13 protein-coding genes, 1 rRNA gene and 3 pseudogenes are annotated in these 20,911 nt (G+C 72.7%); 6 read left to right on the forward strand and 11 right to left on the reverse strand.

Features of this window, described 5'->3' with window-relative positions:
- The 3 genes and pseudogenes from ACIBMZ_RS27840 to ACIBMZ_RS27850 form a co-directional block, all read right to left on the reverse strand.
- A pseudogene (locus ACIBMZ_RS27840) lies at positions 1 to 1,228 on the reverse strand (hypothetical protein); the annotation flags it as partial.
- 131 nt (positions 1,229 to 1,359) lie between these two features.
- On the reverse strand, positions 1,360 to 2,079 hold the full coding sequence (locus ACIBMZ_RS27845; RefSeq protein ID WP_396698846.1) for a TIGR03936 family radical SAM-associated protein: 720 nt from the start codon (positions 2,077 to 2,079) through the stop codon (positions 1,360 to 1,362).
- A gap of 99 nt (positions 2,080 to 2,178) precedes the next feature.
- Positions 2,179 to 4,164 (reverse strand): TIGR03960 family B12-binding radical SAM protein, encoded by a 1,986-nt coding sequence (locus tag ACIBMZ_RS27850; protein WP_396698817.1) that lies wholly within the window; start codon positions 4,162 to 4,164, stop codon positions 2,179 to 2,181.
- 718 nt (positions 4,165 to 4,882) lie between these two features.
- On the opposite strand from ACIBMZ_RS27850, the gene ACIBMZ_RS27855 reads away from it, so the two are divergent.
- Positions 4,883 to 6,094 (forward strand): hypothetical protein, encoded by a 1,212-nt coding sequence (locus ACIBMZ_RS27855; RefSeq protein WP_396698848.1) that lies wholly within the window; start codon positions 4,883 to 4,885, stop codon positions 6,092 to 6,094.
- Positions 6,095 to 6,119: 25 nt separating this feature from the next.
- Here the strand turns inward: ACIBMZ_RS27855 and ACIBMZ_RS27860 are convergent, their stop codons facing one another.
- Both ACIBMZ_RS27860 and ileS read right to left on the reverse strand, forming a co-directional pair.
- Positions 6,120 to 6,881, reverse strand: a complete 762-nt coding sequence (locus tag ACIBMZ_RS27860; RefSeq protein WP_396698819.1) for a lysophospholipid acyltransferase family protein — start codon at positions 6,879 to 6,881, stop codon at positions 6,120 to 6,122.
- A gap of 171 nt (positions 6,882 to 7,052) precedes the next feature.
- A complete protein-coding gene (ileS, locus tag ACIBMZ_RS27865; RefSeq protein ID WP_396698820.1) occupies positions 7,053 to 10,244 on the reverse strand; it encodes an isoleucine--tRNA ligase in 3,192 nt (1,063 codons plus the stop codon).
- A gap of 455 nt (positions 10,245 to 10,699) precedes the next feature.
- Between ileS and ACIBMZ_RS27870 the strand changes: the two genes are divergently transcribed.
- Both ACIBMZ_RS27870 and sigJ read left to right on the forward strand, forming a co-directional pair.
- Positions 10,700 to 11,140, forward strand: a complete 441-nt coding sequence (locus ACIBMZ_RS27870; RefSeq protein WP_396698822.1) for a carboxymuconolactone decarboxylase family protein — start codon at positions 10,700 to 10,702, stop codon at positions 11,138 to 11,140.
- Positions 11,089 to 12,015: an RNA polymerase sigma factor SigJ gene (gene sigJ, locus ACIBMZ_RS27875; RefSeq protein WP_396698824.1), complete on the forward strand. Its 927-nt coding sequence runs from the start codon at positions 11,089 to 11,091 to the stop codon at positions 12,013 to 12,015. Before ACIBMZ_RS27870 ends, sigJ begins: the two co-directional genes overlap by 52 nt.
- A 51-nt stretch (positions 12,016 to 12,066) precedes the next feature.
- Here sigJ and ndk read toward each other — a convergent pair whose 3' ends face one another.
- Positions 12,067 to 12,492, reverse strand: a complete 426-nt coding sequence (gene ndk / locus ACIBMZ_RS27880) for a nucleoside-diphosphate kinase (RefSeq protein WP_396698826.1) — start codon at positions 12,490 to 12,492, stop codon at positions 12,067 to 12,069.
- Between the two features lie 144 nt (positions 12,493 to 12,636).
- Here ndk and ACIBMZ_RS27885 point away from each other — a divergent pair.
- A pseudogene (locus ACIBMZ_RS27885) lies at positions 12,637 to 13,596 on the forward strand (glyoxalase/bleomycin resistance/dioxygenase family protein); the annotation flags it as partial.
- Between the two features lie 165 nt (positions 13,597 to 13,761).
- A pseudogene (locus ACIBMZ_RS27890) lies at positions 13,762 to 14,190 on the forward strand (VOC family protein); the annotation flags it as partial.
- A gap of 8 nt (positions 14,191 to 14,198) precedes the next feature.
- Here ACIBMZ_RS27890 and ACIBMZ_RS27895 read toward each other — a convergent pair.
- The 3 genes from ACIBMZ_RS27895 to ACIBMZ_RS27905 all read right to left on the reverse strand — a co-directional run bounded on the left by ACIBMZ_RS27895 (position 14,199) and on the right by ACIBMZ_RS27905 (position 18,666).
- Entirely contained in the window at positions 14,199 to 14,660 is a 462-nt protein-coding gene (locus ACIBMZ_RS27895) for a DUF4233 domain-containing protein (RefSeq protein WP_396698828.1), read from the reverse strand.
- A complete protein-coding gene (locus tag ACIBMZ_RS27900) occupies positions 14,657 to 15,928 on the reverse strand; it encodes a bifunctional folylpolyglutamate synthase/dihydrofolate synthase (protein WP_396698851.1) in 1,272 nt (423 codons plus the stop codon). The genes ACIBMZ_RS27895 and ACIBMZ_RS27900 overlap by 4 nt, the downstream gene beginning before the upstream one ends.
- A gap of 107 nt (positions 15,929 to 16,035) precedes the next feature.
- On the reverse strand, positions 16,036 to 18,666 hold the full coding sequence (locus ACIBMZ_RS27905) for a valine--tRNA ligase (protein ID WP_396698830.1): 2,631 nt from the start codon (positions 18,664 to 18,666) through the stop codon (positions 16,036 to 16,038).
- Between the two features lie 69 nt (positions 18,667 to 18,735).
- Between ACIBMZ_RS27905 and ACIBMZ_RS27910 the strand changes: the two genes are divergently transcribed.
- Positions 18,736 to 19,419 carry a hypothetical protein gene (locus ACIBMZ_RS27910; protein ID WP_396698832.1) on the forward strand — a complete coding sequence of 228 codons (684 nt, stop codon included), beginning with the start codon at positions 18,736 to 18,738 and terminating at the stop codon, positions 19,417 to 19,419.
- Between the two features lie 14 nt (positions 19,420 to 19,433).
- On the opposite strand, the gene ACIBMZ_RS27915 is transcribed toward ACIBMZ_RS27910, so the two are convergent.
- Positions 19,434 to 20,708: an MFS transporter gene (locus ACIBMZ_RS27915; RefSeq protein WP_396698834.1), complete on the reverse strand. Its 1,275-nt coding sequence runs from the start codon at positions 20,706 to 20,708 to the stop codon at positions 19,434 to 19,436.
- Between the two features lie 117 nt (positions 20,709 to 20,825).
- A 5S ribosomal RNA gene (gene rrf, locus ACIBMZ_RS27920) occupies positions 20,826 to 20,911 on the reverse strand; the annotation flags it as partial.

Consider the following 20,911-nt stretch of genomic DNA (forward strand, 5'->3'; position numbering starts at 1 on the left):
CCCCACCACGCGCGCCCGGGGGCCGGCCTCCCGGGGGCGCCCCGGGGCCGGGCCGGGGCGGGGGGGGCCGGGGGGGGGGGGGGGGCCCCCCCCCGGGGGGCCCCCCCCCCCCCCGACGGCGGGTCAACCCGTCGCCGTCGCCCTCGTCGCCGGACTCGTCCGTCTCGGCCTCGTCCGCCTCGCCCTGGGCGGCCTCCTCGGCCTCGTTCTCCTCGGCGTCGTCGAGGTCCTCGGCGCCGCCCTTACCCCGACCCCGGCCCCGGCGGCCACGCCGACGGCGACGCCGCGAGCCGTCCTCGTCCTCGTCGTCGGCGGCCTCCTCGGCCTCCGCGGCGGGCTCCTCCTCGACCTCGACCTCGGCGACGGGCTCCGGCTCGGGCTCCCGCCGACCCCGGCGGCGACGCCGGGTCGGCTCGGCCGGCTCCTCGGTGGTCTCCTCCTCGGCGGGCGGCGCGGCGGCAGCCGCAGCGGCGGCGGCGCGGGCGGCCGTGACCTCCTCCGGAGCCATGAACAGCACCGTCGGCGCGCTGAGCGCGGCACGGCGTCGGCGGGACCGGGGCTCCGGCGCGGCTTCGGCCTCCGGCTCCGCCGGGGTCACCGGCTCGGCCGGGTCGCTCTCGGCGGCCTCGACCGGCGCGGCGCCCTCGGGGGGCAGCTCGGCCGCACCGAAGTCGGTACCGGCCGTGGCTGCCGACTCCTCGGCCACCGCCTCCTCGACCACGGCCGGGGCCTCGGCCGGCGGGGTCGCCTTCTTCCGGCGGGTACGGGTCACCTTCACCGGCGGTACGACGTCTCCACCGGCCGCCTCGACCTCGGCTACGGCCAGCGGCTCCTCGGTGGTCTTCGACGCGGTGGTGGCCTTGCGGCGTCGCCGGGGCGTCTTCGGTGCCTCGTCCAGGTCACCGGAGACCGGGGCGAAGACCTCCGCCTGCGGGGCCTCCGCGCTGCCCGGCGCCGGGGTGCTGGACGCCTCGACCGGGGCGTCGGTCTGCTCCGGCTGGGTGACCGGGGTGGCCCGGCGACGGGTGGCCCGTCTGCGGGGCGGTGTCTCGGCGGCGGACGGGCTGCCCAGGTCGGCCGCGCCGCTCACCGTGCCGGCGGTCTCCCCCGACGCGTCGGGGGCCACCGGTGAGGAGGCACCCGCCGTGCCGGCGGTGCTGTTCTCGGCGGTCTCGCCGGCCGGGTTCGCACCGGACCGTTCGCCGCCCTCGGGCTCGTTCTCGAGCATGGACGTTCTCCAGTTCTGGCTTCCCCGGGCGCGGGTGAGCGCTGCCACGCAGGGTCGCCGCAAAGGTGTTTCCCCGGGCGCACGGGCGTGCGCGACCGGCGAAGTCTGCCTGTCTGAGCACCGACCGTCGGTCAGCGCCCGCCGATGGTTGCCCCGTCGCGGTCCGCGTCCAGCGGATCCACGATCGCACCCTGCGCGGTCAGCGTGCCCTGAGCCAGCCGGGTCACCTTCGGGGCTACCGGCGGTTCCAGGCCGGCCACCACGCGGAAGCCGGAAAGGACGTCATCGGGCCGTACGGACGGGGTGACCTGCCGCACGACCAGTTCGAGTATCGCACACGGTACGGCCGGGGCCACGGAAGGCGTCGCCGACGACGTGATCACATCGACGCGGGTGACGGCCGCGCGGGCGTCGAAGGTCCGCCGCCCCTGCTTGGTCATCCGCTCCACCAGCACCTCGTCGGCGGCCAGGAACGCGGTGACCGCCTTGGCCAGGACCTCGGGGTCCACCTCCGGCAACTCGATCCGCCAGAGGGACGCCTGGATCCGGTCGGCCAGGCCGCTGCCGGTGGCCACCACCGCGTCGAGCACGTCGAGGCCGGGCGAGAGCGCCGTGTCCAGCGCCTCGCGCAACTGCGCCGGGTCCACCGGCTCGCGCAGGCCGATCTCCAGATACTCCGCCTCGCTGGCGACCCCGGTCGGCGCGGCGCTCGCGTACGAGATCTTCGGGTGCGGGGTGAAGCCCTGGGAGAAGGCCACCGGTACGGCGGCACGGCGCAGCGCCCGCTCGAACGCCCGGGCGAAGTCCCGGTGCGAGGTGAACCGCAGCGGGCCCCGCTTGGCGTACCGGATGCGGACGCGCTGGACGACCGGCGCCTGGCCGCCCTCGGGCTGAGGTTTCCTACTGATCGTCCTGCTCCTCGGTGTCGCACCCCACCCGGGGCGCCGGGGTCACTGTTGCGCGCCGGTGGGCAGCTTCAGACCGTTGACCGGGGTCAACGGGAGCAGCTTCCGGCCGGTCGGGCCGATCTGGATCTCGGTGTCCATGGCCGGGCAGACACCGCAGTCGAAACAGGGCGTCCAGCGGCAGTCGTCCTGCTCGTACTCGCTGAGCGAATCCTGCCAGTCCTGCCAGAGCCAGTCCTTGTCCAGGCCGGAGTCCAGGTGGTCCCAGGGCAGGACCTCCAGCTCCTCGCGCTCGCGGGTGGTGTACCAGTCGAGGTCCAGCCCGAACCCGGGCAGCACCTCGTCGGCCGCCTCCACCCAGCGCTGGTACGAGAAGTGCTCGCTCCAGCCGTCGAACCGGCCGCCGTTCTCCCACACCCGGCGGATCACCGCGCCGACCCGGCGGTCCCCCCGGGACAGCAGGCCCTCGATCAGCGACGGCTCGCCGTCGTGGTAGCGGAAGCCGATCGCCCGGCCCAGCGACCGGTCCGCGTTGATCGCCTGCTTGAGCAGCTTGAGCCGGTGGTCGATGACCTCCGGGCGCTGCATCGACGCCCACTGGAACGGGGTGTGCGGCTTCGGCACGAACCCGCCGATGGACACCGTGCAGCGGATGTCCTTCGAGCCGGTGGCGGCCCGACCGGCCCGGATGACCTCGTGGGCCATGTCGGCGATCTCGAGGACGTCCTCGTCGGTCTCGGTGGGCAGGCCGCACATGAAGTAGAGCTTCACCTGCCGCCAGCCGTTGGTGTACGCGGTGACCACGGTGCGGATGAGGTCGTCCTTCGACACCATCTTGTTGATCACCTTGCGGATCCGCTCCGACCCGCCCTCCGGGGCGAAGGTCAGCCCGGTCCGGCGGCCGTTGCGGGACAGCTCCTGGGCGAGGTCGATGTTGAACGCGTCCACCCGGGTCGACGGCAGCGACAGCGACACGTTGGTGCCCTGGTACTGCTCGGCGAGGCCGGAGCACATGTCACCGATCTCGGAGTGGTCGGCCGAGGACAGGGACAGCAGACCCACCTCGTGGAAACCGGAGAACTCCAGCCCCTGCTGCACCATCTGCCCGACGGTGGTGATGGACCGTTCCCGCACCGGGCGGGTGATCATGCCCGCCTGGCAGAACCGGCAGCCCCGGGTGCAGCCCCGGAAGATCTCCACCGCGTACCGCTCGTGCACCGTCTCGGCGAGCGGCACCAGCGGCTTGCGCGGGTACGGCCAGGCGTCCAGATCCATCGTGGTGCGCTTGTGCACCCGGAACGGCACGTCCGCCCGGTTCGGCACGACCCGCTGGATCCGGCCGTCGGGCAGGTAGTCCACGTCGTAGAAGCGCGGCACGTAGACGCTCTCGGTGCGGGCCAGCCGCAGCAGCAGCTCGTCCCGGCCGCCGGGCGAGCCCTCCGCCTTCCACTCCCGGACGATCGCGGTGATCTCCAGGACCGCCTCCTCGCCGTCACCGAGCACGGCGGCGTCGACGAAGTCGGCGATGGGCTCCGGGTTGAACGCGGCGTGCCCACCGGCCACGATCACCGGGTCGGCGTCGGTACGGTCGGCCGCGAGCAGCGGGATACCGGCGAGGTCGATGGCGGTGAGCAGGTTGGTGTAGCCCAGCTCGGTGGCGAACGAGACGCCGAACAGGTCGAAGTCACCGACCGGGCGGTGCGCGTCGACGGTGAACTGCGGCACCTCGTGGGTACGCATCAGCCGTTCCAGGTCCGGCCAGACCGCGTACGTCCGCTCGGCGAGCGTGTCGGGAAGCTCGTTGAGCACCTCGTAGAGGATCTGCACGCCCTGATTGGGCAGGCCCACCTCGTACGCGTCCGGATACATCAGCGCCCAGCGCACGGTCGCGGAGTCCCAGTCCTTGACCACCGCTCCCAGTTCGCCACCGACGTACTGGATGGGCTTGGTCACCTGCGGCAGCAGCGGCTCCAGGCGGGGCCAGACGGAGTTGGCCGCGACCGGACGCGGAGTGGTGGACGGGACGCTCATGATGCCCAAGGGTACGCGCCCACCCACCGACCACCACGCCACACCTGGCCGACCCGGGAACCAGCGGAATCGGCCCCGGCCCGCAGCGACGACCACCGGTCGTCGGCCGCCCCGTCCGGCGGTGGTACCCGGCCTGGTTCTGCTCCGGTGGCACACCGGTACTAACCTCGGGTCGGCGTGAGAGGAGATTGCCGCGATGCCGGAGCCGCAGCCGGGAGCAGACCGGCCGGTCGACGGGAACCGTCCGGACACACACCGGAACGGGGAGTCAGCGGTCACCCAGGAGCAGACCCTCGACCCCGCACCGCCTGCCACCACCTCGCCGGCGGACGAGACCCAGCCGGTCGGCGACGCCGACCCGACCAGTCCCGCCGAACCGACCCGCCCCACCCCACCAGCCGCACCGCTCGACCCGACCCGACCCGAGATCACCCCGAACAGACTTGAGGTCGATCCGACCCGAGCCGAGATCATCCCGACTCGGTCCGAGGCCGCGCCCGATCAGACGCGGGTCGAGCCCGACCCGACCCGACCGGTACACGAGCCCGACCCGACCCGACCGGTACACGAGCCCGACCCGACCCAGCCGGTGGGCGAGGCCGACCCGACCCGGTCCGTCGACGAGGCCGACGAGCGGAACGGGTCGGTGTCATCCGAGGGCGACGCGCGTACCACCGTGGCACCGCCCCCCGAGGTCGGCCCGCAGGGCACCCGGATCATGCCCGAGGCGACGGCCGTAGAGGAGCCCGCGCCACGCTGGAGCGGGTCGGCCGCCGTACCGCCGCCACCGCCACGCCGCCGCGTCTGGGGCATGTCCGCCGAGCCCACCCTGCTGCCGCCGGTGGCGCCGGCCGACGCGCCCGAGCACCAGACCCCGGTCGACCCGTGGGCCGGGGCCGACACCAGCGGCTGGCACCTGCCCTCGGCGGACATGCCCGCCCTGCCGCCGCCCACGTTGTCCTACCCCGCACCCCCACCGACCCGGTCCTACACCCCCGTACCACCGCCGGTCTCGTCCGCACCACCGGCACAGCAACCGGCCGCGTACCCACCGCCGCCGGTCTCGTCCGCGCCGCCCGCACACCAACCGGCCGCGTACCCACCACCGCCGGTCTCGTCCGCCCCACCCGCACACCAGCCGGCCGCGTACCCACCGCTGGCCGGGCGGCCCAACCCGGCGGCGCCCGCCGCGCCGATGCGGCCCCCGGCGGCGCCGGTTCGTCCGCAGCCGGCCGCGCAGCCACAGGTACGGCACGCCCCTCCGCCGGCACCACCGGCCGCTCCGCCTGCGCCGCTGGTGCGGGGCTGGCGGGGACGAAAGTCCGGCCCCCCCGCGCCGCCGCCGGGCTGGCAGGCGCCCCCCGGGTACGCCCGCCGCCGGAAGCGCCGCCGCTGGCCGTGGATGCTGCTGCTGACGATCGCCTGCTGCTGTGGCTGTCCGGCCTACTACGGGGTCCCGATGGCGAGTCAGTACCCGGCGAACGCCTCGCTGCCGAGCCAGGTCGCCGACCTGGAACTCCGCCAGGACGACCGCAGTACGCAGGCCGCCCGGCAGTTGGAGTCACAGATGCGCCAGACGCACCTGCTCGCCGACGACACCTTCGCCGGTATCTACACCACACGCGCCGGCAAGCAGGTCACCGTCTTCGGCGGCACCGGCTTCCGCTTCGCCCCCTCGGCCGACGCCGACAGCGAGATCGAACGGCTCACCCAGCAGTACTCGCTCGGCGAGGCGCAGGTCGTGGAGACCGGTGTGCGGGGACGGCACGAGCGGTGCGCGGTGGGCAACGTCGACGGCGTCGGGGTGGTGGTCTGCACCTCGGTCGACCACGGCAGCATCACCAGCGCGGTCTTCACCGGTCTCTCGGTGGACGACAGCGCCCAACTGCTCGCCACGATGCGGCGGCAGATCGTCTCGACGAGCGGCTGACGAGCGGGTCCGCCCCGATTCCCGCTCAGCCGGCGGTCGGCTCGCCCGGCGTCGACTGACCCGGCTGGCCCGACTGACCCGGCGTCGGCTCACCCGGCGTCGGCTCGCCGGGGGCCGGCGGCTTCGCGCGGGGCGGGGCGTAGCGCGGGACGTACTCCTGGCCGGTGAGCTTCTGGATCTCGGCCATCAGCTCGTCGGTCATCTCCCGTAGCGACGTGCGGTCCGCCGAGCGGCCGGTGAAGTCGAGCGGCTTGCCGAACCGTACGGTGATCTTCGCGCGCCCGGGTCGTGGCATCCGGGCGCCGATCGGCTGTACCTTGTCGGTGCCGATCATGCCGACCGGGATGATCGGGACGCCGGCGGCCAGCGCCAGCCGGGCGGTGCCGGTACGTCCGCGGTAGAGCCGGCCGTCCGGCGAACGGGTCCCCTCGGGATAGATGGCGACCAGGTCGCCGCCCTGGAGGGCGGGGATCGCCGCGTCGAAGGCGGTCAACGCCGCCCGCCCGCCGGCCCGCTCGACCGGGATGGCGCCCAGTCCGTTGAGTACGAACCGGTGGAACGCGCCCTTCGCCCCGGTGCCCTTGTAGTAGTCCGACTTGGCCCAGAACGCCAGGTGCCGTGGCACCACCGTGCCGAGGAACAACTCGTCGGCCACCGACAGGTGGTTGCCGGCGAAGATCGCGCCACCGGTCACCGGGATGTGCTCCAGCCCTTCCACGTTCGGCTGGAAGGCCAGCCGCAGTGCCGGGGCCACGGTGTACCTGCCGATGGTGTAGAGCAGCGGCACTGGTCCTCCGGCGGATCGAGCGGGTTAGGGGCGGTGTCACCGTAGCGGACCCTCGCACACCGACATGCGCGAGGTGGCGCCGGTCCGCAGGCTGGGTGGGATGTTAGGAAGGGCCCCCTGCTATACACCGGGCGTTAGCAGGGGGCCCTTCCTTACACGTCAGCTCACGCGTCAGCTCACACGACGCACCGCTACCGTCACCTGCTCGCCCTCGCCGACCTCCCCGGCGAAGCCGTCCAGGTCGTCGGCGAAGTCGACGCTGTCCGCCAGCACCTCGCGGGCCACGAACTCGGCGTACCCGGACACCGCCGCGCGCACCTCCGCCGAGGCCGACACCGACACCACGATCCGGTCCGAGACGTCCAGGTCGGCGTCGCGGCGGGCCTGCTGGACCACCCGGACGACGTCCCGGGCCAGCCCCTCGGCGGCCAGTTCGGGGGTGACCACCGTGTCCAGCACCACCACTCCCTCACCGCCGGGCAGCGGGGCGGAGTGCTCGGCGTCGGCCGCGACCAGCCGCAGCTCGTACTCGCCGTCGGCCAACGTCACCCCGGCCGCCACCGGGGCGCCGTCGACCAACTCCCACTCCCCCGCCTTGACCGCCTTGATCACCTGCTGCACCTGCTTGCCGACCCGGGGTCCCAGCGCCCGGGGCACCACGGTGAGCACCTGCTGGCAGTACGCGGACACCTCGTCGGTGAAGACGACCTCCTTCACGTTGACCTCGTCGGCGACCAGGTCGGCGAAGGGCCGCAACTGCTCGGCCACCGGGCTGGCCACGGTCAGCCGCGCCAGCGGCAGCCGGACCCGCAGTCCCTTGGCCTTGCGCAGCGACAGCGCCGCCGAGGCGACCGCCCGGGTGGCGTCCATCGCGGCGACCAGCTCGTGGTCGACCGGGAACTCCTCGGCCCGCGGCCAGTCGGTCAGGTGCACCGACCGCTCGCCGGTCAGCCCGCGCCAGATCTCCTCTGCGGTCAGCGGCGCCAACGGCGCCACCACCCGGCACAGCGTCTCCAGCACCGTCCAGAGCGTGTCGAACGCCTCGGTGTCGCCCGCCCAGAACCGGTCCCGGGAGCGACGCACATACCAGTTGGTCAGCGCGTCCAGGTAGGACCGGACGGTGGCGCAGGCCCCCGAGATGTCGTACGCGTCCATCTGCGCGCCGGCCGTCTCGACCAGCTCGTTGGTCTTGGCCAGCACGTACCGGTCGAGCAGGCTGCCGGCACCGGTCGCCACCGCGTCGGTCTTCCGCTTCGCCTGGTAGCCGTCCGCGTTGGCGTACAGCGAGAAGAAGTACCAGACGTTCCAGAGCGGCAGCAGCACCTGTCGTACGGCGTCACGCACGCTCGACTCGGTGACCGGCATGTCGCCGCCCCGCAGCACCGGCGACGACATCAGCATCCAGCGCATCGCGTCCGACCCGTACGAGTCGAAGACGTGGTAGACGTCCGGGTAGTTGCGCAGGCTCTTGGACATCTTGCGCCCGTCGGAGCCGAGCAGGATGCCGTGGCTGAGGCAGTTGCGGAACGCCGGCCGGTCGAACAGCGCGGTGGCCAGCACGTGCATGGTGTAGAACCAGCCCCGGGTCTGCCCGATGTACTCGACGATGAAGTCACCCGGGTAGTGGTTCTCGAACCAGTCGCGGTTCTCGAACGGGTAGTGCACCTGGGCGAACGGCATCGAGCCGGACTCGAACCAGCAGTCCAGCACCTCCGGCACACGGCGCATCATGGACCGGCCGGTCGGGTCGTCCGGGTTGGGGCGGACCAGCTCGTCCACTGCCGGCCGGTGCAGGTCGGTCAGGCGTACGCCGAAGTCCCGCTCGATCTCCGCCAGCGATCCGTACACGTCGACGCGCGGGTGGTTCGGGTCGTCCGAGCGCCAGACCGGGATGGGCGAGCCCCAGAACCGGTTGCGGCTGATGGACCAGTCCCGGGCGTTGGCCAGCCACTTGCCGAACGAGCCGTCCTTGATGTGTCCGGGCGTCCAGTTGATCTGCTGGTTCAGCTCGACCATCCGGTCCTTGAACGTCGTCACCGCGACGAACCACGACGACACCGCCTTGTAGACCAGCGGGGTGTCGCAGCGCCAGCAGTGCGGGTACGAGTGGGTGTAGGTGTCCTGCCGCAGCACCACCCCCCGCTCCTTGAGCTCCCGGATCACCGGCTTGTTGACGTCGAAGACCTGCTCGCCCTCGTACGGCGGCACCAGCCCGGTGAACCGGGTGTGGTCGTCCACGGTGACGATGGTCGGGATGCCGGCCGCGTTGCAGACGTTCTGGTCGTCCTCGCCGAAGGCCGGGGCGAGGTGCACGATCCCGGTGCCGTCCTCGGTGGTCACGAACTCCGCGCCGAGCACCTGGTACGCCTGCGGTCCGGCCTGCGCGGTGAGGAAGTCGAACAGCGGGGTGTACCGCCGCCCGACCAGGTCGGCGCCGCGTACCGTGCCGACCTGCTGGTATCCCTCCAGCTCCTTCGCGTACGCGCCGAGGCGCCCGGCGCCGACGACGTACCGTTCGCCGTCGCGCTCCAGCACCGCGTACTCGATGTCCGGTCCGACGGCCAGCGCCAGGTTCGACGGCAGCGTCCACGGCGTGGTGGTCCAGACGCCCAGCCGGAGCGGCCCCCGGAGCAGTTCCGGCGCGGACTCGTCGGCGGTCAGCCCGAACCACACGGTCAGCGTGGGGTCGTGCCGGTCCCGGTAGACGTCGTCCATCCGGGTCTCGGTGTTCGACAGCGGCGTCTCGCACCGCCAGCAGTACGCCAGCACCCGGAAGCCCTCGTAGATCAGACCCTTGTCGTGCAGGGTCTTGAAGGCCCACATGACGCTTTCCATGTAGTCCAGGTCGAGGGTCTTGTAGTCGTTGGCGAAGTCGACCCAGCGGGCCTGCCGGGTGACGTACCGCTCCCAGTCCTGGGTGAACTCCAGCACCGAGGAACGGCACGCCTCGTTGAACCGGGCCACGCCGAGGTCGAGGATCTCCGCCTTGCTGGTGATGCCGAGCTGCTTCTCGGCCACCACCTCGGCGGGCAGGCCGTGGCAGTCCCAGCCGAAACGCCGCTCCACCCGCCGACCGCGCATGGTCTGGTAGCGCGGCACCACGTCCTTGACGTACCCGGTGAAGAGGTGGCCGTAGTGCGGCAGACCGTTGGCGAACGGCGGGCCGTCGTAGAAGACGTACTCGTTGTCGGCGGAGCCGCCGCCGGCGGCGGACGACTGCCGGCCGGAGGCGGGACGCTGCTCGACGCTGGCCTCGAAGGTCTTGTCGGCCGTCCAGTGCTCCAGCACCCGGCGCTCGACCGCGGGCAGGTCCGGGCTGGCCGGGACGCCGGTGGCGGTCGGGTCGTGCAACGGATAGGCCATCGGGGGTCGCTCTCCTCGCTGACGCTCACTGTCGTGTGGGTCTGCGAGGACGAGCCGTCACCGGTACGCCGTCACCGGCGCCCCGGGCCGGGCCCGCGGTACCACCCCGCTTGGCGATCGGTTTGCGACCGCCCGCTCGTTGACCGGCTGTGACGGGCCGACCCGTCCGGTTCTACTGAGCCGGTCACCCGGCCGTTCTTCCGGAGGCTCACCGGTGATAGCCGGATCATCGCCATGCCCACCCATGATACCCACCCCGCCCGCCCGCCTCCTCCCGATAACCCCGCCCCGCCGATCATGGAGACGTGGCGACCCGAAAACGGGTCACAACGGCGCGAAACCAGCGCCACAAGTCCATGATCGGCACGGTGTCCGGCGTCACAGCAGCGACCTGTCACGCCCCGACGTGCCGCACCCGTCGTGGCGGTGTCGGACCGAGACATCGGAGGATTGTCATGCAGCGGATGAACGTGGCCAAGGTGGCGCCAGGGGCGTTCGGCGCCGTGATGGGGCTGGAGAAGTACGTCCGGGCGAACGTCGACCACACCGTGCTGGAGCTGGTGAAGCTGCGCGCGTCGATCCTGAACGGCTGCGCGTACTGCGTCGACATGCACAGCCAGGAGGCGCTCGGCGCGGGTGAGTCGAGTCGACGGCTGTTCGCGGTGGCCGCCTGGCGGGAGGCGCCCTTCTTCGACCAGCGGGAACGCACCGCGCTGGCGCTGACCGACGCGGTCACCCGGCTCGGCGAGCACGGCGTACCCGACGACGTGTGGGAGGACGCGGCGAAGGTCTGGCCGGAGAAGGCACTCGCCGATCTGGTCCTGGCGATTGCCACAATCAACGTGTGGAACCGGATCGCGGTGACCTTCCGCAACGATCTCCCGTCGGACGACTGAACCCGACCGAGGCGGCGGAGGCGGCCGGTGCGCTCGACGCGCACCGGCCGATGCTGCTCGGCCTGGCGTACCGGTTGCTCGGCAGCCGGCACGACGCCGAGGACGTGCTCCAGGAGACCTACCTGCGCTGGGCCCGCGTCGACCGGAGCCGGGTGGCCGAGCCACGCCGCTACCTGTCCCGGGTGGTGACCCACCTGTCGATGGACCGGCTGCGGGCCCGGCAGTCCGCCCGGGAGGCGTACGTCGGACAGTGGCTGCCGGAGCCGGTGTCGACGGTCCCGTCACCGTTCGGTCCGTTGGAACGCGCCGAACTACGCGACTCGCTCTCCACCGCGCTGCTGCACCTGCTGGAGCGGCTCACTCCGCCGGAGCGCGCCGTCTACGTCCTGCACACCGCGTTCGAGCTGCCGTACGCCGAGATCGCCGAACTGCTCGACCGGTCCGCCGAGGACTGCCGGCAGTTGCACCACCGGGCCGCCGCCCGGATCGGACGCGAGCAGCCCCGGTTCACCGCCGACCGGGCGGAGCAGGAGCGGCTGTTGGAGGCGTTCGTCGCCGCCGCCGGTGAGGGCGACCTGCGGAGGCTGACCGAGCTGGTGGCCGCCGACGCGACCGCGTGGAGCGACGGCGGCGGCCGGGTGAGCGCCGCCCGCAACCCGATCAGCGGCGCGGAGCGGGTGGTCCGGTTCCTGCTGGGCGTGCGGGACAAGGGCTGGCCGCTCACCGTGCACCGCACCGAACTCAACGGTCAGCCGGCCGCCGTGGTGGTCACCGCGGGCGGCGCCCGATACGCGGTCACGCTCGGCACCGCCGACGGTCGGATCACCGACATCTTCCTGGTGGCCAACCCGGACAAGTTGCCCTGGGTGGCCTGAGCCGGCCCGTGGACGAGCCGGCCCGTGGACGAGCCGGCTCGTCGCTGTCGTTCAGCCCAGCTCGGGGAACCAGAGCGCCAGCTCGCGCTTGGCACTGTCCGGCGAGTCGGAGGCGTGCACCAGGTTCTCCCGGTTGGACAGCGCGAGGTCACCCCGGATGGTGCCGGCGGCGGCCTTGCGCCCGTCGGTGGCGCCGATCAGGCCCCGCACCACGTCGATCACCTGGTCGCCGGAGAGCACCAGCGCGACCAGCGGCCCGCTGGTCATGAACGTCTTCAGCGGCGGGTAGAACGGCTTGTCCACGTGCTCGGCGTAGTGCTCGTCGGCCAGCGCGGCGTCCATCGTCCGGGACGCCAGCGCGTCGATCCGCAGCCCCTTACGCTCGAAGCGGGAGACGATCTCGCCGACCAGGCCGCGGCGGACCGCGTCGGGCTTGATCAGTACGAGCGTGCGCTCGTCCGGGCTGCTGCTGGACACGCTGGGTTCCTCCTCAGGGCGGAAGCCGGTCGGGCTCGGTACGGTTCAGCCTAGCGACCCGGTCCCGGCCCCGGCGCGGTGGTCGGACCTTCCCCCGGCCCCCGATCCGGCCTAGCCTGGCCCTGACCACCCGGGAGGTCCACTGTGGCGAACGGCGGGAACCGACCCATCGCTCCGGTCCGCAAACTGATCGCGGCGGTGCTCGGCACCGTGGCCGCCTTCGTCGTGCTGTTCGGCCTGGGCATGACGAGCTGGGCGATCGTGGCGCTCGGTGTCGCCCTGCTGGTGCTGGCGATCGCGCTGGCCACCGTGCGCGGTGGCGGGCACACGTGGGTCGTCGGCGCCGGCCATGTGCACAGCGCCTCCGAGCCACCCACCCAGTACGCCTTCGGCCGCTGCGAACTCCAGCTCGTGATCGACGCGCCCGGGCTGCCGCCCCGGTCCAAGAAGATCATCGAGCCCCGGGTACCGGTCGCCAAGTGGCCGTCGCTGGGCCAGACGCTGCCGATCCGGGTGGCGCTGGACGACCCGCGACACGTCCGGGTGCTCTGGGACGAGGTGCCCACCCACGCCGAGGCCGGCATCGCCGACCTCCCGCCCGAGTTCGCCGAGGAGTTCGCCGGGCAGGTCCCGCCGGACGAGGTGCTGATCGGGCAGCAGGCCCCGCCGTGGGCCGACCGGGCGCCGGAGGACGACTTCCACGACCCGCTGGGTGACCCGCTCGGCGCTCCGCTGCGCGACGACCCGATCGAGCCGGCCGAGCCCCGCGACCCGGTCCGGGTACGCCAGCGTCCCGGCGGACCGGTGGTGCTGGAGGGCACCGTGGTCGAGCCGAGCAGCGACTCCCCGCTGCCCCGTCGCGCCACGCCCGCGCCGCGCACCCCCGCCGAGGAGCGGTTCGCGGCGACCACCACCGCCCCGGACGAGGCCGACTTCTTCGCCGACCTGCCGATCGACGACCGCCCCGGCGCCGCGTCGTCCGCCGGTACGGCGAGCACCGCGCCCACGGTCGGCCTCGACCCGCTGGACCTGCCGCTGGACGACCCGTACCCGGCGACCGGCGAGCGCACCCGTTCGACGCCGCCCGGGGACGAGCCGATCCCGGCGACGACCGCCGCGAGCACGGCACCCGCTCCGCGGACCGCGACCGACGACGGCACGACGACCGCTCCGAGCACGACGACCGACGCGAGCAGGAAGACCGACGCAGGCCCGACGGCCGACGCTCGGGACACCGACGGTGCCGCGGACCCGCAGGTCGACGACCGGGACCTGGACGAGGCGATCTTCGGCTTCGACCCGGACGCCGCCGACCCGGCCGCCCCGATCAGCGGCGTGGGCATCACCCTGCTCGTCACCGAGCTGCCCCGATCGTTGGAGTTCTACCGGGACCGGCTCGGCTTCCGCGAGCTCGACCGGGGCAACGGGAACGCGGTCCTCTCCTCCGGGGCGACCCGGCTGGTGCTGCGCGAGGTGACCGGCGCGCAGCCGATGAACCGGCGGCTGGTGCACGTCAACCTCGACGTCGACGACATCCAGTCGGCCTACGAGCGGATGCGGGACTCGGGTGTCCGGTTCACCTACGCGCCCCGGGTGGTCAACCGGGGCGCCAAGCTGGAGGTGTGGGCGGCGGCGTTCCGCGACCCGGACGGACACGGCATCGCACTGACCCAGTGGCGGGAACGCGCCGAGGCGTGACCCGCCGGTCAGCCCAGGATCACCCGACGGACGTGCAACGCGTACGCCCACACCAGCGCGAACATGACGCCCAGCGCGAACAGCGCCCAGTGCAGCAGCCCGGACAGCAGCAGTAGTCCCTGCAACACGGTGCCGGCCTGCCACGCCCAGGGGCGACGCATCAGTCCGGCCAGCAGTGCCGCCAGCACGGCCAGCGTCACCACCGCCGCGAGCGCCGGGCCGCCGAGATCCCCACCGACGACCCGGATCGGCTGGATCGCCAGCAGCAGCACCAGCGCCTCCAGCGCGAGGGTGCCCGCGCCGAGGCCGCGTACCGCCCGCTGTGGATCACGCAGCCCGGACCGGCGCTGTCCCGGCGGGCCGTCGCCGCCCGCCCCGGGACCGTCCTCGGGCTGCCCCCATCCGGCACCGTCACCGGTGAGGGGCTCGGGGCTGTCGTCCGGTCGGGGCGCGCCTGTGGGCCCGCTCATCGCTTCAGCAGTCGACGGGCATCGGCCACGGTCACCACCGAGCCGGTGATCAGCACCCCGACCCCGGCCAGTTCACCCGGTACGTCCTCCTCGGCCAGCGCCACCGCCGCCTCGATCGCATCCGGCATCTCCTCGGCGACCTCGACCCGGTCCGGCCCGAACACCTCGGCGGCGAGCGCGGCCAACTCCTCGACCGGCAGCGCCCGGGGCGAGCTGTTGCGGGTCACCACCACCTGGTCGACCACCGGCTCCAGCAGTTCCAGCAGGCTGGCCGCGTCCTTGTCGGCCAGCGTGCCCACCACCGCGACGAGTTTGCTGAACGCGAACTCCTCCTGTAGTGCGGTGACCGTGGCCGCCATTCCCTGCGGATTGTGCGCGCCGTCGAGCAGGATCGTCGGGGCGGTCCGGACCCGCTCCAGGCGGCCCGGTGAACTGGCCGCCGCGAAGCCCTCGCGGACCGCCTCGACGTCCAGTTGCCGCCGTGCACCGGCACCGAGGAACGCCTCGACGGCGGCGAGCGCCACCGCCGCGTTCTGCGCCTGGTGCGCGCCGTGCAGCGGGACGAACACCTCCTCGTACACCCCACCGAGCCCTTGCAGGGTGAGCACCTGCCCGCCGACGGCGACCGCCCGACGCAGCACGCCGAACTCGGCGCCCTCGCGGGCGACGGTCGCGCCCACCTCGGCGCAGCGTTGCAGGATCGGCCGGGCGGCCTCCTCCTCCTGCGCGGCGCAGATCACCGTGGCTCCGGGGTGGATGATGCCGGACTTGGCCACCGCGATGTCCTGGAGCGTGTCGCCGAGCCACTCGGTGTGGTCCAACCCGATCGGGGTGAGTACGCACACCCCGGCCTGGATCACGTTCGTGGCGTCCTCGGCGCCGCCGAGACCCACCTCCACCACGGCGATGTCCACGGGCGCGTCGGCGAACGTGGCGAACGCCAACGCGGTGGTCATGTCGAAGTAGGTCAGCGGCTCCGCCGACCGGTCGTCCACCAGTTCGGCCAGCGGCTTGATCTCCTGGTAGACCGAGGCGAACCGGGCCTCGTCCACCGGCTCGCCGTCCAGGCTGATCCGCTCCCGGACGGTCTCCAGGTGCGGGCTGGTGTACCGACCGGTGTGCAACCCGAACGCCCGCAGCAGCGAGTCGATCATCCGGGCCGTGGAGGTCTTGCCGTTGGTGCCGGTCAGGTGGATCGACGGGTACGCCCGCTGCGGGCTGCCCAGCAGGTCGAGCAGGGACGAGATGCGGTCCAGCTCGAAGACCATCCGGGTGAAGCCGCGCCCGGCCAGCTCCGCCTCCGCCTGGGCGAAGGCGGCGTGCGCGGCCCGGTCGCCGCGCGGTCGGTCGCGGTCGGTGTGCTCGGTGCGGTCGGTCACGAGGGCAACGCCTCCAGGGCGGCGTCGATCCGGGCCAGGTCGGCCTCGGCGACGGCCAGCCGTTGACGGATCTTGGCGACGACCGGCTCGGGGGCCTTGCCGACGAACGCCGGGTTGTCCAGCTTCGCCCGGGCCTGCCCGGCCTCCTTCTCGGCCGCCGCGCGGTCCTTGGTCAGCCGCGCCCGTTCGGCGGCCACGTCGATCGAGCCCCGGGTGTCCAGCGCGACGCTGACCTCGCCCGGCATGGCCAGCGTGGCACTGGCCTGGAAGTCGTCACCGGCCGCGTCCAACCGGGCCAGGGACCGGATCAGCGGCTCGTGTGCCGCGACACCGGCACCGGCCAGCCCGTCGAGCCGGGCGGCGACCCGCTGGGTGGGACGCAGGCCCTGGTCCGAGCGGAACCGACGGACCTCGGTGACCACCCGTTGCAGGGTGACGACCTCCGCCTCGGCGGCGTCGTCGACGAGCGCCCGGTCGGCGACCGGCCACGCCGCGGTGAGCACCGTCTCGCCGCCGGTGAGCGCCGTCCACAGCTCGTCGGTGACGAACGGGATCACCGGGTGCAGCAGCCGCAGCAGGTGGTCCAGCACGTGACCGAGGACCCGACGGGTGACCTCGGCCGGCTCACCGCCACCGGCCAGCACCGGCTTGCTCAACTCCACGTACCAGTCGCAGACGTCGTCCCAGGCGAAGTGGTACAGCAGGTCGCACACCTTGGCGAACTCGTACGCCTCGAACTGCTCGTCGACCTCGGCCGTGACGTGCGCCAACCGGGACAGGATCCACCGGTCGACGGTCGACAGCCTGTCGGCGTCCGGCATCGGACCGCCGGTGTGCGCGCCGTTGAGCAACGCGAACCGGGTGGCGTTCCAGAGCTTGTTGCAGAAGTTCCGCGAGCCCTGGCACCACTCCTCGCTGACCGGCACGTCCCCACCCGGATTGGCGCCCCGGGCCAGCGTGAAGCGGGTCGCGTCGGCACCGTACCGGTCGATCCAGTCCAGCGGGTCGACCACGTTGCCGAACGACTTGGACATCTTCTTGCCGTGCTCGTCGCGGACCATGCCGTGCAGGGCGATCACGTCGAACGGCTGCCTGCCGTCCATCGCGTACAGGCCGAACATCATCATCCGGGCGACCCAGAAGAAGAGGATGTCGTAGCCGGTCACCAGCACGCTGGTCGGATAGAACTTGGCCAGGTCCGGGGTCTGCTCCGGCCAGCCGAGCGTGGAGAACGGCCACAGGCCGCTGGAGAACCAGGTGTCCAGCACGTCCTCGTCCTGGTGCCACCCCTGATCGTCACCGGAGCTGCTCGGCGGTTCTTCATCGGGTCCGACGCAGACCACCTCGCCGTCCGGGCCGTACCAGACCGGGATCCGGTGGCCCCACCAGAGCTGGCGGGAGATGCACCAGTCGTGCATGTTGTCGACCCAGGCGAAGTAGCGCTTGGCCAGCTCGGCCGGCTCGATCCGGACCCGCCCGTCGCGCACCGCGTCACCGGCCGCCTTCGCCAGCGGCGAGGTGTTCACGAACCACTGCAACGACAGTCGGGGCTCGACCGTGGTGCGGCATCGGGAGCAGTGGCCGACGGCGTGCACGTACGGCCGCTTCTCGGCGACGACGCGACCCTGCTCGCGGAGCGCCGCGACGATCGCGGGCCGAGCCTCGAACCGGTCCAGCCCCTGGAACGGGCCGGGCGCGGTGATCACCCCCCGCTCGTCCATCACCGTCAGCGCCGGCAGGTCGTGCCGCTGCCCGATCTCGAAGTCGTTCGGGTCGTGCGCCGGGGTGACCTTCACCATGCCGGTGCCGAAGGACGGGTCGACGTGGGCGTCCCCCACGATCGGGATCCGCCGCCCGGTCAACGGCAGCTCGACCTCGGTGCCGATCAGGTGCCGGTACCGCTCGTCGTCCGGGTGCACCGCCACCGCCGTGTCACCGAGCATCGTCTCGGCCCGGGTGGTGGCCACCACCACGTCGTCGCTGTAGCGGATCGAGACCAGTTCGCCGTCGTCGTCGGAGTGCTCCACCTCGATGTCGGAGAGCGCGGTCAGGCAGCGCGGACACCAGTTGATGATCCGGTTCGCGCGGTAGATCAGGCCGTCGTCGTACAGCTTCTTGAACATGGTCTGCACGGCGCGGGACAGGCCCTCGTCCATGGTGAAGCGCTCGCGGTCCCAGTCCACCGAGTCGCCGAGGCGGCGCATCTGGCCGAGGATGGCCCCGCCGGACTCCGCCTTCCACTGCCACACCCGCTCGACGAACTTCTCGCGGCCCAGGTCGTGGCGGGACAGGCCCTGCGCGGCGAGTTGCCGCTCCACCACGTTCTGGGTGGCGATGCCGGCGTGGTCCATGCCCGGCAGCCAGAGCGCCTCGAAACCCTGCATCCGCTTGCGCCGCACCAGGGCGTCCTGCACCGTGTGGTCCAGCGCGTGGCCCATGTGCAGCGAACCGGTCACGTTCGGCGGCGGGATGACGATGGTGAAGGGCTGCCGCTCGCTCTCCGCCGACGCCCGGAAGCGACCGTCGGCTACCCACTGCTCGTACCGTCGCTGCTCTACCTCGCCGGGCTGGTACTGGCCGGCTAGGGTCGGGGCATCGAGGCGTCGGGCATCCAGGTTCTCGGTCACCCTCGAAGTCTACGGAGCGCTTCGGCGGACCCGACGTGCGCCACCTGTGGTTCGCGTACGGTGTCGGCTATGTCCGACGCGCGCCGCAGCCTCCACCACCTCGACGACGGCACCCCGGTGGTCGACCTGACCGCCGAGCCCATCGAACTGGACCAGCCTGCGGCGGCGACCGGCCCCGAACGCCGTCCCGTCCGATCCCGGCGCTGGCGGATCGCGGTGGCGCTGATCGCGGTCCTCGTGTTCGCGGGCGTCGGCGCCCTGGGCTCCTGGGGTTGGCGGATCATGCAGCAGAAGGACGCCCGGATCAGCACTCCGGGTGAGATCGCCGGGTTGCGCCAGGACACCAGCGACCGCGCGGTGAGCACCGCCGACTACCTGCGCAGCGGCCTCGCAGCCGACATCCGGCTGGACAGCAGCTTCGGCGCGGTCTACCAGGACCCGACCGACGCCCGCCGGTCGGTGCTGCTCTTCGGCGGCACGACGCTGCTCTGGCAGCCGGAGCGGGACCTGGAGAGCCTGTTCACGCTGATGGGTGACGAGACCGGCGCGATCGACGGCCTGCGCGACGTCTCCCCGGGCCCGCTCGCCGGGGTGATGAAGTGCGGCAGCACCACCGGCGAGGGCGGTGACTTCGCGGTCTGCGGCTGGGCCGACCACGGCAGCGTGGTGCTCGCCATGTTCCCGTCCCGCTCGATCGACGAGTCCGCCGGGTTGCTGCGACAGATCCGCGAGGCCGTGCAGACCCGGCACTGACGTCCGCCGCCGGGTCACCGCCCGCCGACCCGCGCCACCGGCGTGGCGAGCGCCACCAGCCCGACCAGCACACACCCACCGCCGGCCAGCAGACACACCAGGGGTACGCCGTACCCCTGCGCGCCCCACGTCACCACCGCCGCGCCGACCGGGCCGAGCGCGTAGTGGGTCGCCCAGAACACCGAGGTGACCCGGCCGAGCAGATGGTTCGGCGTGACCTCCTGCCGCAGCGACAGCGAGCAGATCGCACCGATCGCCACCCCGCCGAGGTACGCCGCCGCCAGGGCCGCCACCGCCGGCACCGTCCGCGCCGACCCGACCGCCGCGACGGCCACGCCCGCCACCACCATGCTGCCCGACCAGGTGGGCCCGAACCCGACGCGTCGTCGCAACGGCGCCACCACCAGCGAGCCGAGGACCGTACCGAGCGCGGCGAGCCCCAACACCACCCCGACCGTACGCTCCGACCCACCCAGCTCGTGCCCGACGTAATAGATCAACACGTCGTCGAGGCCGTAGCTGAGGAACAGGAACGCCGACAGCAGCAGCGTCAGACTCCGCAGCACCGGATGCCGCCACAGGAACCGGGCCCCGTCCAGCAGCTCGCCCCGCAGCGCCGCCAGCGTCCTCGTGGTCCGTTCCCGGCGCGCCTGCCGCAGCCGTACGGCGGTCAGCCCGAGCGCCGACGCCGCGAAGCTCACGGCGTTCACCGCGATGGCCGTGGTGTACCCGAAACGCGCCGCCACCAGACCGGCCAGCAGCGGTCCCCCGATCCCGGCTACCGCATAGCTCGCCGACAGCTTGCCGTTGGCCTCGGTGATCCGTCCGACGTCCACGAGTCCCGGCACCGCCGTCACGTACGCCACCCGGAACACCATCCCCACGGCGGCACTCGCCGGCAGCACGAGATAGAGCAGCCAGAGCTGCGGCCCCCACAGCCACGCCACCGGTACGGCGGCGAACAACAGCGCCCGCGCGAGGTCCCCGCCGATCAGCAGACGTCGCCGGTTCACCCGGTCGGCCAGCACTCCGGCGAACACGGCCGTGACCACCGACGCCACTCCGGCGACCGCGGTGAGCAGGCCCATCAGCGCCACCGACCCGGTGACCTGGAGGACCAGCAGCGGTACGGCCACCGACGCGAACCCGTCGCCGACCACCGACACCGTCTGCGCCGCCCAGAACAGGCTGAAATCCCGGCTACGCCACAGCCCTGACCTGGTTCTCTCGGTGGCGATGTGGTCCGGTTCTGCGGTGGTGGGCCCTGTGCCCCCGATGGGCGCCGTCACTCGCGTGACGCTAACGGCCGGCGCTCTGACGCGCTGCCCCGGTTCAAGGTGGTGTGATCGGGCCACAAATGCGTTTAGGGCCACCCCCATGTGGGGGTGGCCCTAAATCGAGAAGATGTCCGGCGGTGTCCTACTCTCCCACACCCTCCCGGGTGCAGTACCATCGGCGCTGGAGGGCTTAGCTTCCGGGTTCGGAATGTGAC

Origin of the sequence: Micromonospora sp. NPDC049900, from assembly GCF_044461025.1 — a bacterium.
Taxonomy (GTDB): domain Bacteria; phylum Actinomycetota; class Actinomycetes; order Mycobacteriales; family Micromonosporaceae; genus Micromonospora.

Excerpts from the sequence above, each read along its gene's own strand:
- ACIBMZ_RS27870 (WP_396698822.1), top strand. The coding sequence starts at position 10,700 with ATGCAGCGGATGAACGTGGCCAAGGTGGCGCCAGGGGCGTTCGGCGCC.
- ACIBMZ_RS27900 (WP_396698851.1), bottom strand. The coding sequence starts at position 15,928 with ATGGTCTTCGAGCTGGACCGCATCTCGTCCCTGCTCGACCTGCTGGGC.
- ACIBMZ_RS27895 (WP_396698828.1), bottom strand. The coding sequence starts at position 14,660 with ATGAGCGGGCCCACAGGCGCGCCCCGACCGGACGACAGCCCCGAGCCC.
- ileS (WP_396698820.1), bottom strand. The coding sequence starts at position 10,244 with ATGGCCTATCCGTTGCACGACCCGACCGCCACCGGCGTCCCGGCCAGC.
- ACIBMZ_RS27910 (WP_396698832.1), top strand. The coding sequence starts at position 18,736 with ATGTCCGACGCGCGCCGCAGCCTCCACCACCTCGACGACGGCACCCCG.
- ACIBMZ_RS27850 (WP_396698817.1), bottom strand. The coding sequence starts at position 4,164 with ATGAGCGTCCCGTCCACCACTCCGCGTCCGGTCGCGGCCAACTCCGTC.
- ACIBMZ_RS27855 (WP_396698848.1), top strand. The coding sequence starts at position 4,883 with ATGCCCGAGGCGACGGCCGTAGAGGAGCCCGCGCCACGCTGGAGCGGG.